The following is a 10,870-nucleotide window of genomic DNA, read 5'->3' on the forward strand; positions in this document are numbered from 1 at the left end:
CTCGCGGATCTTCCCGATGTCGGTGAAGACCTTGCGCAGGTGGCTGCGCAGCGCGTTGGCGGCTTTGTCGCTGTCGCGGGCGTCCACCGCGTCGACCACGGCCTCGTGCTCATCGGTCAACGCCTGGATCGAACTCTCGCCCATCATGCCCAGGCGCCGGGCCCGATCCAGATGAGCCTTGGCCGCCACCACCGTGCGCCAGGCATTTCCGTGGCCACCGGCCGCCAGCAGCATCCGGTGGAACTGCTCGTCGAGCTCGAAGAAGGTGTTCACGTCGGTGGTTTCGCGCTGGACGGCGATCAGTTCACGCAGCTCGGTGATCGCGGCGCCGTCGGCCTGCTCGACCGCCGTCGGGATGTTGGCGAGTTCTATCGCCTCGCGCACAAACTGCGCGTCAGCCACCCGCTCGGGATCGATCCTGGCCACGAAGGAACCGAGCTTGGGAAAGATCTGCACCAGCCCCTCGTCGGCGAGCAGAATCAGGCTCTCGCGAACCGGAGTCCTGCTGACCGAGAGCTGAGCGGCCAGTTCGTTCTCCGACAAGGAAGTGCCCGGCGCCAGGTCTAGGGTCACGATGCGTCGCCGCAGCTCGGCATACACGCGTTCCCGGTTCGAACCCTGTGGCGGCGTCGTCATGGCGACAGTTTATTGGAATACCTCGGCTGTTGACAGACATTGCTCGGTAGAGCTTGTATGTAAGCATGAAGATCGTCGGCGCGGATGTGCTCATCACGGCACCTGGGCGTAATTACGTCACCCTGAAAATCACCACCGACGACGGGTTGGTCGGCTGGGGGGATGCCACGCTCAACGGTCGCGAGCTGGCGGTCGCCTCCTACCTCAGCGACCACGTGTGCCCGCAGCTGATCGGCCGCGACGCGCACCAAATCGAGGACACCTGGCAGTACCTGTACAAGGGCGCGTACTGGCGCCGCGGCCCGGTCACCATGACCGCGATCGCCGCCGTCGACGTCGCACTGTGGGACATCAAAGGCAAGGCAGCAGGCCTGCCCGTGTACCAGCTGCTGGGCGGTGCCGCGCGCAACGGGGTCATGGTCTACGGCCACGCCAGCGGCGCCAGCGTCGACGAGATGCTCGACGACTTCGCCGAATACCTCGACCGCGGCTACCGGGCGGTGCGAGCCCAGTGCGCAGTTCCTGGAATGGACAAGGTCTACGGCGTCCACCCCGGCTCCTCGTTGTATGAACCGGCGTCCGCGCATCTGCCAGCGGAGGAGAGCTGGGAGACCGGCCCGTATCTACGCTTTGCACCGCAGATGCTGGGCGCCGTTCGGGAACGGTTCGGGTTCGACGTGCATCTGCTGCACGATGTGCATCACCGGCTCAGCCCGATCGAGGCGGGCCGGCTCGGCAAGGATCTCGAAGAGCACCGGCTGTTCTGGATGGAGGACGCCACGCCCGCCGAGGATCAGGAGGCGTTCCGGTTGATCCGCCAGCACACCACCACACCGCTGGCGGTCGGCGAAGTGTTCAACACGATATGGGACTGCCAGCACCTGATCACCGAGCGACTGATCGACTACATCCGCACCTCGGTATCGCATTCAGGCGGCATCTCGCATCTGCGAAAGATCTTCTCGCTGGCCGAATTGTACGGTGTGCGAACGGGTTCCCACGGCGCTGGCGACCTGTCGCCGGTGTCGCTGGCCGCCGCGCTGCACATCGACATGTCGGTGCCGAACTTCGGCATCCAGGAGTACATGGGTCATGTCGAGCCGGCGCATGAGGTATTCCGCACGAACTGGACGTTCCACAACGGCCTGATGCACCCCGGCGATGCGCCCGGACTCGGTGTCGACGTCGACGAGGAGGCCGCCAAACGCTTCCCGTACGACCCGAAATCCCTTCCGGTGAACCGCCGGACCGACGGATCGGTGCACGACTGGTGAGCACCTTCGACGTCGTCCTGCTCGGCGAGCCGCTGATCGAGATCAGTACCCGCGGACCGATCGCGCACGGTGTCGACTGCGGGTTCGGCGTCTCCGGTGACGTGGTCAACACGGCCGCGGCGGCGGTGGCCGCCGGTGCTCGGGTAGCCGTCGTCGCCCGAGTAGCCGACGACGAACTCGGCACAGCAGTCATCGACCGCCTGGCGGGCCTCGGCGCGCATACCGGGTACATCAAGCGCGACGACAGCTTTCAGGGCATCTACGTCCAGCATTCGGATCCGCACGGCGAGCGTCAGTTCTGTTATGCGCGACGGGGTTCGGCCGGTTCGCGGTTGGAGCCGACGGATCTGCCGGCGGACACGCTCGAGAATGCCGGCGGCGTGCTGGTCAGCGGGATCACCGCGACCTTGTCGACGACGGCGCGCGCCACAGTGCTGGAGGCCGCACGCCGGTCGAAGCGCTTCGTTTACGACCCGAACTTCCGGCCACGCCTGACCACGGCCTCCGACGCCGGGGCTCTGCTATCCGAGATCGCGCCGTACTGCGCGCTCGTCACTCCCTCGGCCCCGCACGAATGTGCAAGTCTCCTTGGCGTTTCCGATGCGGCGGACGCCGCCGCCAAATTGCGAGCCGGTGGCGCCGCAGCCGTCGCAGTGACCTGCGGCGCCACCGGTGTCCACGTCGACGCCGAAACCGTGCACTGGCAACCCGCATTCCCGGCGCCGAAGGTGGTCGATCAGACCGGTGCAGGAGATGTCTTCGCCGGCACCGTCACCGCACGACTCGCCCTCGGCGATGACCTGACCACAGCCGTCCGGATCGGTGCCGCGGCCGCGTCGTTGGCGGTCGGCGGAATCGGCGGCAGCGGTGGAATCGAGCCGCTGGAGACCGTCCGTGTCCATGCGGAGGTCTTCGCGTGACCACACTGAAGCTCGACAGCTACGGCACCGCGTCTGCGCCGCAACCCGATCCGCGTAGCCTCACCATCGGCCAGGTGCACCTCGGACTGGGAGCCTTCCACCGGGCCCATCAGGCGGTCTATACCGAAGACGCGATCCGCCAGACCGGCGAAAACCACTGGGGAATAGCGGCGTTCACACAGCGCAGCGGTGCTGCCGCCGCTCGCCTGGCGCCACAGGACGGCTTGTACACCGTCGTCGAGCGCGGCGTCGGTGCCGCACCGCCGCGCATCGTCGGCGCCCTGCGCGAAGTACACGACGCTTCAGCGGATCCTGACGCCGTCGTTGACCGCATCAGCGATCCCGGGGTGCATGTGGTGACCCTGACCGTCACCGAGAAGGGTTACCGCCGCGACCCTGTTACAGGTCAGCTGCGCCGCGACGACCCTTCTGTAATCGCAGATCTCGAAGGACACACGCCGCGGACAGTGCCTGGCGTGCTGGCCCACGCGATCGCTCGACGTGCTGCCGCAGGGGCGGGCCCACTGACCGTGATCTCGTGCGACAACCTGCCCGACAACGGCCGGTCGCTGGAACGACTCGTCCACGAATTCGCCGACACCGCCGGTCTTTCCGTCGGCGGCGCGACGTTCCCGTCGACGGTGGTGGACAGGATCGTTCCCGTCACCACCGACAACGACATCGCACAGCTGCACGAGAGCATCGGGGTGCGCGACGACGCGCCGGTGATGTGCGAACCATTCCGGCAATGGGTCATCGAAAACCGTTTCGCGGGCCCGGTTCCGGCATGGTCGGCGGTCGGGGCGCTACTGGTCGAGGACGCCGCGCCGTGGGAGCAGCTCAAGCTGCGCGTCCTCAACGCCGCGCACTCGACGCTGGCCTACCTTGGGCTGCGGCTCGGGTATCGGTCCGTCGCGGAGGCCGTCGACGACCAGATGCTCGTCGACGTGTGCCGGCGACTGTTCGCCGAGGACGTCGAGCCGTCACTCGATGTGCCATCCGGGATCGACGTCGCAGCCTACGGCGAGTCGGTGTTGGCCCGCTTCGCCAATCCGGCGTTGCCGCACACCACCATCCAGATCGCGGCCGACGGCTCTCAGAAGATCGGGCCTCGACTACTGAGCACCGAGTCCAGCCGGGCCGCACAGGGCACATCCGCGCGATGGGCGGCGCTGGGTGTCGCGGGATGGGCACTGCATGTCGTCGACCCAATCGATGCCGCGGGCCACTCGATCGACCTTGCGGATCCGCGCGCCGACGAACTCCGCGCTATGACTGCGGGTCTCCCCGTGGCGGAGGCGGTGCGACGGCTGGTCACGGATTCATCCGTCACCGGCGATACGGCGGACAACACCGACTTCACCGACCGCGTCGTCAGCATAGCCGATGACCTGTACCGCCACGGTGCTGCCGCGCTACTCGCGGAGGTGCGCGCGTGACCGAATCACCCAAGACGGCAATCGATTTGATGCGCCGTGGCCCAGTCATCCCGGTGGTGGTCATCGACCGCGCTGCGGATGCCGCCCCCTTGGCGCGTGCGCTGCTGGCCGGTGGTGTGGACACCATGGAGATCACACTGCGTACCGCCGATGCACTCGAGGCGATCCGGTCGGTGGCCGAGCAGGTGCCGGACATGGCCGTCGGTGCGGGGACCATCGTCCGGCCCGAGCAAGCGGGTGACGCGGTAAGCGCGGGTGCCGCATTCCTGGTGTCGCCGGGGTGCACGCCACGGCTGCTGGCGGCGCTGCTGGATCGGGCCGTGCCGATTCTGCCCGGCGCGGCGACTGCGAGCGAAGCAATGGCCTTGCTCGAGGCCGGCATCACCGAGATGAAGTTCTTCCCCGCAGTGCCGGCCGGTGGCGTCAAGGCGCTTCGGGCGCTTGCGGGTCCGCTGCCCGAGGCCACCTTCTGCCCCACCGGCGGGATCGACCGCGCTGCGGCTGGTGAGTTCCTTTCGTTGCCCAACGTCGCATGCGTCGGCGGAACCTGGCTCACGCCAAGCGAGCTCGTCGCGGCACAGGACTGGGACGCCATCACAGCGTTTGCGGCCGACGCGAGCGCGTTGCGTCAGTAGGAGTCGGCCAGCCGCATCCACTCATACGGCGGTTGCTGCGGCCAACCCTGCGGCGAGTCCTCCCAGGTCTCCTGCCGCCCGTACGGCGTCAGGTCCAGCAGATCGAACACCACCATGAACGGCTCCTCGCCGCGGTTGAACGTCTGCCAGGTGTGAAAGATGCGGTTGCCGTCGCGCAGGAACACGCTGACCGAATGGATCTCCTCGCCATCGACCGTCGCGTGGAAGTCGTCGTTGAACGTCGACCCCGCCGCCGACACCCACGGTAGTTTCCAGCCCATCCGTTCGCGGAACGCCAGCAGCTTGGGTAGCGCAGCACGCGAAACGAGCACGAACGACGTGTCTTTCGCGTGCAGATGCGAAAGCGGCCCGATGTGATCGGCCATCAGCGAACAGCCGTCACAGCCCTCCTCCCAGTCGGGGCCGAACATGAAGTGCTGGACGATGAGCTGCCTGCGACCCTCGAACAGGTCGAGCAGAGATGCCGGGCCGTCCTCGCCGTCGAACGTGTAGGACTCGGTGATCTCCACCATCGGCAGCCGTCGCCGCGCGGCGCTGACCGCGTCCTTCAACCGCATCAGCTCTTTTTCCTTGACCAGAAGTTCGGCGCGTGCCTTCTCCCATTCGGAACGCGACACGATTGGCGGCATCGGTGTGGCGGTCGTAGTCATGACAGCAGCTTGCCACGCAGGGGTGACACCGCTGATACGTTCTGCCCGTGCACACCAAGTTCGAATTCGACTTCGTGACAACGGCAACTCCCGATCAGGTCATCGAGCTGATGACCGACTTCTCCCCCAACCGCCCGCATCGCTGGCCGGCGTCCTCGGTCGACGCGTTCGAGGTGTATTCCGTCGGCGAGACCGAGGCGGACATCCGTGAAGGGCAGGACTTTCCGAAGCTGTGGGCCAAGTGGCACTACGACTGGTCAGAGCCGAACTCGGTGACGCTCACGATCGTCGACGCCGACGCGCTCGAAACGGGCGGATTCATGACCCTGTCGGCGACGCCGAGTCCCGATGGCGGCAGCGCTGTGCACGGGATCTGGGAGCAGACTTCGAAGAACCTCGCAGGTCTCGCCGCGGTGACGATGATGCGCTTCATCGGTCCGCGGTACCTGTCGTCGTACTACAAGAAGGTGTACGACGGGCTGGGTTAGGCCGGGATTGGGCCCCTCTTGTCCACCTCCCTCGGAAATGGGTCAAATGCGCTGGCCCGAGGGCCTGTGCGGAGTCATGGCATCGCGAGAGTAGGGAATATGACGGAATGCGCGCCAGATCCGTCATATTCCCTACTCTCGGCGCAATTTTCATCCTCCACCGCGGAGCGTCAGCTCCCTTGGCAGCTGCTCATAGCGACTTTGGCGCGAAACCGCATGACGGCCGCAGGTTGTCGCTCAGTTGTCGCGCGGAGGCGGGCAAAAAGCACATGCCGGAAGGCACGTGCACGCAAAAGTTCCGACCAACCGGAGCGCGCTAACGTCCGTGCCGCGCAATGTCATTCACGCGAAGTCCTGTACCACCTCGGCGACCCGCCGCACCTGATCGATGTCCGAGCTCGTCGGGATCAGGTGCACTTCATCGGTCCCAATGTCTGCGAACCTGCCCAGCACCTCGAGCAATTCCTCGTCGCTGCCCGCCCACCCCGTGGTCGGCGCCATCGCGTCGACGTACTCGCGAGGAATCCAGTTCATGTACCGCAACAGATGCCGATGCACCTGCTCCCGCGCATCCTCGCCCACCGCGAACCAGAACGACGTGGCCAAGTGCGGCTTGCTCTTTCCCTCCGAGGCCCACGACGACCGCGCCACATCGAACAGCGAATTCTGCGCAGCCGCATCCAAATCCAGCGTCGTGCCCGCCAACCCGTCGGCCCACCCCGCGGCGCTGCGCACCGTCTTCGGACCCATCGTGCCGACCAGCAGCGCCGGACCACCGGTCTGTACCGGCGGTGGCCCGACCGGTACGACCGACGGGGTGACCTTCTCCCCGGACCAAACCCGCTTCATCACCGCGACGCGTTCAGCCAAGACACGCATCTTCTGCGTCCCCGGATCGGCGCCGACCGCCTGATAGTCCTCGTGCCGTCCGCCCACACCGATGCCGACTGTCAGGCGGCCGCCGCTGAGCACGTCGCCGGTTGCCAGCTGCTTGGCCAGCATCACCGGGTCATGCAGCTGCGGCACCACCACCGTCGTCACCAACCGCACCCGGTCGGTCCACGCCGCCAGCGCACCCAGCAGCGTCAGGGCCTCGGGATTGTCGAACGCGATCCGCTCCCCCCAGCACAGCGAGGAAAACGGACCGTCATCGATGACACGAGCCCACGCCTTGAGCGTGGCCGCGTCGAGGTCCGGCTCCATCACCGGCATCGTCATTCCTATTTGCACGACGGCGATTCTGGCACGCCCTGGCACCATGAACGGCATGGCAACGCGCGTTCCCGAGCTGCGACTGCGGTCGCCGACGCCCGAGCTGCTCGCCCTGCCGTGGGATCTGCCGCTGTCGGAGTGGACGGTGCCCGACGTTCCGCTGCGCGACATCGCCGTGGGCCCGAGCCGCCATCTGGTCAAGTTCGTGGAAGCCGACGGTGCACTGTGGGCGGTCAAGGACATGCCGCCCCGCATCTCCGACAAGGAATACGCGGTGTTGCGGCGACTCGAAGACATGGGCTTGCCCGCGGTTCGCGCGGCCGGGCTGGTGTCCCAGCCTGAATTCGATACGTCGCTGCTGCTGACCCGCTACCTCGATGGCTCGTGGCAGTACCGGCGCCTGTTCAAGCGGCTGCCGCCCGATCAGCCCAAACACCGGGGGCGGCTGTTCGACGCGATGGCCAATCTGATGGTCGAGCTGCACCGCCACGGCGTGTTCTGGGGCGACTGCTCCCTGGCCAACACGCTGTTCTCGCGTGACGGACAGATCCTGCAGGCCTCGCTGGTCGATGCCGAAACCAGCGAGGTGCATCCGACGCTGTCCGACGGCCAACGCGAGTACGACATGGAGATCCTTGTCGAGAACGTCGCCGCCGGAATGGTCGATGTGGCCGAGCAGCTGAACCGCGGCGAGCTGGAAGACACGTTGATCGACGAAGCCCAGGGCATTCGAGCGCGCTACGACCAGCTCTGGGAGATCCTGCACGCCGAGCCGGTGTTCGCGCTCGCTGACCGATACCGCGTCGAGGGCACCATCCGCCGGCTCAACGAGCTCGGGTTCGCGGTCGACGAGATCGCCCTGCGTCCGGTCGCCTCAGCACTCGACCAGCTTCAGCTGCATGTCGCCGTCGGTGACCGCCGCTACCACGCTCAACGCCTGCGGGACCTGACCGGACTGGACGTCGGAGAGGGACAGGCCAGCATCCTGCTCGGCGACCTGCACACCTACCAGGCACAGCTGTACCGGGAGGCCGGCCACGACGTCGACGAATCGACCGCCGCCCGGCTGTGGGTGATGGAGGTCGCGACGCCGGAGATGCACCGCGCACACGCCGCGGCCGGGGGTACCGGCACGCCCATCCAGGCCTACTGCGATCTGCTGGAGGTCCGCTGGCTGCTCAGCGAACGCGCCGGACACGACGTCGGGACCGACCGGGCCCTTGCGGCGCTCTCGCGCGACGTCATCCCCACCGACTCCGCGGCGAAGATGGCTGTGGCCGAGGTTCCGACCGCGCCGATGTCCGTGATCGATCCCGACGAACCGTGACCTAGTTATCGACGGATCCCGACGACCTTCAGCAGTTCGGGGCGCCGCATGGCCAGGCCAACCCACATCAGCACGCCGAGGTACACCGCGAACAACGTGTGGGAGAACAACGGCGACTCCACGCGCATATTGGCGGTGACAGCTCCACCGAGATAAGCGGTAATGCCAAGCGCGCCAAGCACTGCCGTGCGCGGGATCGCGTACACCACCACGCAGGCGGCCAGCACGATGCCCATGATCAGCGCTTGTCCCGCCGGGAATCCAAGATCGTGTGTGCCCTCCTCGACTTGCGGCGCGCCGGCGAGCTTGCCCGCCGCGTCGAAGGCCAGGAACGCGAAGACCAACGCGCTGATGACGATTCCAGTGGTGCGTGTCCGCGACTTCGCCGGACGGTGTGCCGCGGTCGGGTTGACGGTGTCGGTGGCGATAACGCTCATGAGGTGCTCCTTGCTGACGTGGTGATGGTGATGCCAAGACAGACCGGGGTGCGTCCGAAAACTCATCGCAGAGGCTTTTGGCACGATGAAGCGCATGTCCATCACGACCACCGCTATTGCGCACGTCCGGCTCACCGTCACCGATATCGCCCGCTCTCGACAGTTCTACGACAGCGTCTTCGGCTGGCCGGTCCTGTTGGAGCATCCCGAGGACGCCGACGACGCGACCCGCGAAGCGCTCGGCTTCTTGTTCGGTGGCGTGATCTACCGTGTCGGCAACGGCCTGATCGGGCTGCGTCCCGTCGCAAGCGACAGCTTCAACGAAGACCGTTGCGGCCTTGACCACATCGCGTTCGCCGTGGCGACGAAAGATGAATTAGACGCAGCTGCACAGCATCTCGACAATCTTGGCGTCCCGCACGAACCCGTCAAGGACATCGGCATTTCGTACATCCTCGAATTCCGCGACCCGGACAACATCGCGCTTGAGCTCACCGGACCGAAGTAGACGTGGTACTTGGCGTGCGCTGTGGTGGCCAGGTGGTGCCCGACCGGCAGACGAGCAGCCGGGCGTCGCCGTCGACGTGCCAGTCACCGCAGGCCGCGGGGACGACGAGGGTGTGGCCGCCTTCGACGTGGACGGGCTCGCTGTGCGTCGCGGTCAGCGCTCCGGCCCCAGACAGCACGACGGCGACGGCGAACCCGGCAGCCACGTCGGCGCCCGGCGTCAGCAATTCCATCCGGAAATACGGCTCGGCCTGTGGGGCCAGCACCGGCACCAGGCCGGCAACGTGGGCCCCGGTGTGCCGGGTCAGCACGGATATGTCGGTGATCGCCGCCGTCTCCACGACCGACAGCGCCACGTCCCGGGCAAGGCCGAGGAAGACTTCCTCGTCGGAGGCCGTCGTGTTGATGCGCTCCAACAGTATTGATTGATCGGTGGGCTCCTGTGCCTCCACGAGCAAGATGCCCGCCCCGATCGCATGCGGGGTGCCGCCGGGCACGAGGACGCTGTCGCCCGGCCGCACCGGGATCCGGTGCATGAGTGCCAGCATGGCCTCCGCATCCTGCGCCTCGACCAGCCGCGTGAGACGGGCTCGGTCCACCTGCTCGCGCCAGCCGACCCACACCGCGGCGTCGTTGTCGGCTTCGAGGACGTACCACGCCTCGGTCTTGCCGTAGGCGCATCCGAGGTGCCGCGAGGCGTACTCCCGGGTGGGATGCACGTGCACGGGCAGCCGCTGCCCGGCATCCAGAAGCTTGACCAGCACACCGGTGTCCCCCGGTTCTCCGTCGTCGCGGCCGAGCCAGCTGAGGGGATCGGCGCGGACTGCGTCACGCAGCAACGTGCCGTCGGCCAACCGAGCGGGCCCGAGGTTCGGCTCGCCGAAGCGCGCCACGGTCGCGCCCACCCACTCCTCTGGCGAGCGCTCACCCACCGGTGGCAGGCCGCGCCAGGCGGCCAGCGCCGGCCCGCCCGCGTACCAGTGCGGTATGACGTTGGGAGGCAGGAGTTGTGGCTGCACGCCGAACACGCTACTCATGGCGCCGAAATCGCAGAGCTGGCCGGAGGATCCTTATGCGCCTTGACGGGACCCGCGGGCGGCGGCACGAACAAGTGGCCGCGCAGCCCGCCGCGGAAAGTCCTGACCGCGACAAGACACCACGTGCCGAGCAATCCGACGTAGGCGATGGCGGCCGCAACACGAAAGGCCGGCAGTCCGGTGTGCACCGCCAGCTGCGTGGTACCGGTGACGAAGGTGCCGACCGGGAACGTCAGACTCCACCACGTCAGCGCAAAAGGCATCCCGCGCCGCAGGGTCCGCACCGT

General features: G+C 67.0%; 12 protein-coding genes and 1 pseudogene. 7 read left to right on the forward strand and 6 right to left on the reverse strand.

The window, feature by feature from the left end:
• On the reverse strand, window positions 1-636 hold a 636-nt coding region (locus tag VFH65_RS14630), incomplete at its 3' end, for a GntR family transcriptional regulator (protein ID WP_353322408.1).
• Between the two features lie 65 nt (window positions 637-701).
• On the opposite strand from VFH65_RS14630, the gene manD reads away from it, so the two are divergent.
• From manD to eda, 4 genes are read left to right on the forward strand one after another with little or no spacing between them, the layout of a single operon-like run.
• Window positions 702-1,910, forward strand: coding sequence for a D-mannonate dehydratase ManD (gene manD / locus VFH65_RS14635; protein WP_353322409.1), 1,209 nt, complete (start codon window positions 702-704; stop codon window positions 1,908-1,910).
• Entirely contained in the window at window positions 1,907-2,830 is a 924-nt protein-coding gene (locus VFH65_RS14640; RefSeq protein WP_353322410.1) for a PfkB family carbohydrate kinase, read from the forward strand. Before manD ends, VFH65_RS14640 begins: the two co-directional genes overlap by 4 nt.
• Complete coding sequence (locus VFH65_RS14645; protein ID WP_353322411.1) at window positions 2,827-4,269, forward strand: mannitol dehydrogenase family protein; 1,443 nt, start codon at window positions 2,827-2,829, stop codon at window positions 4,267-4,269. Before VFH65_RS14640 ends, VFH65_RS14645 begins: the two co-directional genes overlap by 4 nt.
• Window positions 4,266-4,904 carry a bifunctional 4-hydroxy-2-oxoglutarate aldolase/2-dehydro-3-deoxy-phosphogluconate aldolase gene (gene eda, locus VFH65_RS14650; RefSeq protein ID WP_353322412.1) on the forward strand — a complete coding sequence of 213 codons (639 nt, stop codon included), beginning with the start codon at window positions 4,266-4,268 and terminating at the stop codon, window positions 4,902-4,904. Before VFH65_RS14645 ends, eda begins: the two co-directional genes overlap by 4 nt.
• Here eda and VFH65_RS14655 read toward each other — a convergent pair.
• The gene (locus VFH65_RS14655) at window positions 4,898-5,575 is read right to left on the reverse strand and encodes a DUF899 domain-containing protein (RefSeq protein ID WP_353322413.1); all 678 of its coding nucleotides are present in this window, start codon (window positions 5,573-5,575) and stop codon (window positions 4,898-4,900) included. The genes eda and VFH65_RS14655 overlap by 7 nt on opposite strands.
• Before the next feature lie 47 nt (window positions 5,576-5,622).
• On the opposite strand from VFH65_RS14655, the gene VFH65_RS14660 reads away from it, so the two are divergent.
• Window positions 5,623-6,063: a hypothetical protein gene (locus tag VFH65_RS14660; protein WP_353322414.1), complete on the forward strand. Its 441-nt coding sequence runs from the start codon at window positions 5,623-5,625 to the stop codon at window positions 6,061-6,063.
• 342 nt (window positions 6,064-6,405) lie between these two features.
• On the opposite strand, the gene VFH65_RS14665 is transcribed toward VFH65_RS14660, so the two are convergent.
• Complete coding sequence (locus tag VFH65_RS14665) at window positions 6,406-7,281, reverse strand: LLM class flavin-dependent oxidoreductase (protein ID WP_353322419.1); 876 nt, start codon at window positions 7,279-7,281, stop codon at window positions 6,406-6,408.
• A gap of 49 nt (window positions 7,282-7,330) precedes the next feature.
• Here VFH65_RS14665 and VFH65_RS14670 point away from each other — a divergent pair, with 49 nt between their 5' ends.
• The gene (locus VFH65_RS14670) at window positions 7,331-8,602 is read left to right on the forward strand and encodes a DUF4032 domain-containing protein (protein ID WP_353322415.1); all 1,272 of its coding nucleotides are present in this window, start codon (window positions 7,331-7,333) and stop codon (window positions 8,600-8,602) included.
• Between the two features lie 5 nt (window positions 8,603-8,607).
• On the opposite strand, the gene VFH65_RS14675 is transcribed toward VFH65_RS14670, so the two are convergent.
• Window positions 8,608-9,039: a DoxX family protein gene (locus VFH65_RS14675; protein ID WP_353322416.1), complete on the reverse strand. Its 432-nt coding sequence runs from the start codon at window positions 9,037-9,039 to the stop codon at window positions 8,608-8,610.
• Between the two features lie 94 nt (window positions 9,040-9,133).
• On the opposite strand from VFH65_RS14675, the gene VFH65_RS14680 reads away from it, so the two are divergent.
• On the forward strand, window positions 9,134-9,547 hold the full coding sequence (locus tag VFH65_RS14680) for a VOC family protein (protein ID WP_353322417.1): 414 nt from the start codon (window positions 9,134-9,136) through the stop codon (window positions 9,545-9,547).
• On the opposite strand, the gene VFH65_RS14685 is transcribed toward VFH65_RS14680, so the two are convergent.
• Together VFH65_RS14685 and VFH65_RS14690 are read right to left on the reverse strand one after the other, a co-directional pair.
• Window positions 9,531-10,565, reverse strand: a complete 1,035-nt coding sequence (locus VFH65_RS14685) for a class I mannose-6-phosphate isomerase (protein ID WP_353322418.1) — start codon at window positions 10,563-10,565, stop codon at window positions 9,531-9,533. The two genes, VFH65_RS14680 and VFH65_RS14685, sit on opposite strands and share 17 nt — an antisense overlap.
• 14 nt (window positions 10,566-10,579) lie before the next feature.
• Window positions 10,580-10,870: pseudogene (locus VFH65_RS14690) on the reverse strand (C4-dicarboxylate ABC transporter); the annotation flags it as partial.

It is taken from the genome of Mycobacterium sp. (assembly GCF_035697385.1).
Classification (GTDB): domain Bacteria; phylum Actinomycetota; class Actinomycetes; order Mycobacteriales; family Mycobacteriaceae; genus Mycobacterium.

What these genes read in the sequence shown, in the direction of transcription:
- manD (WP_353322409.1), top strand. Translation starts at nt 702, where the DNA reads ATGAAGATCGTCGGCGCGGATGTGCTCATCACGGCACCTGGGCGTAAT.
- VFH65_RS14655 (WP_353322413.1), bottom strand. Translation starts at nt 5,575, where the DNA reads ATGACTACGACCGCCACACCGATGCCGCCAATCGTGTCGCGTTCCGAA.
- VFH65_RS14665 (WP_353322419.1), bottom strand. Translation starts at nt 7,281, where the DNA reads ATGACGATGCCGGTGATGGAGCCGGACCTCGACGCGGCCACGCTCAAG.
- VFH65_RS14670 (WP_353322415.1), top strand. Translation starts at nt 7,331, where the DNA reads ATGGCAACGCGCGTTCCCGAGCTGCGACTGCGGTCGCCGACGCCCGAG.
- VFH65_RS14675 (WP_353322416.1), bottom strand. Translation starts at nt 9,039, where the DNA reads ATGAGCGTTATCGCCACCGACACCGTCAACCCGACCGCGGCACACCGT.
- VFH65_RS14680 (WP_353322417.1), top strand. Translation starts at nt 9,134, where the DNA reads ATGTCCATCACGACCACCGCTATTGCGCACGTCCGGCTCACCGTCACC.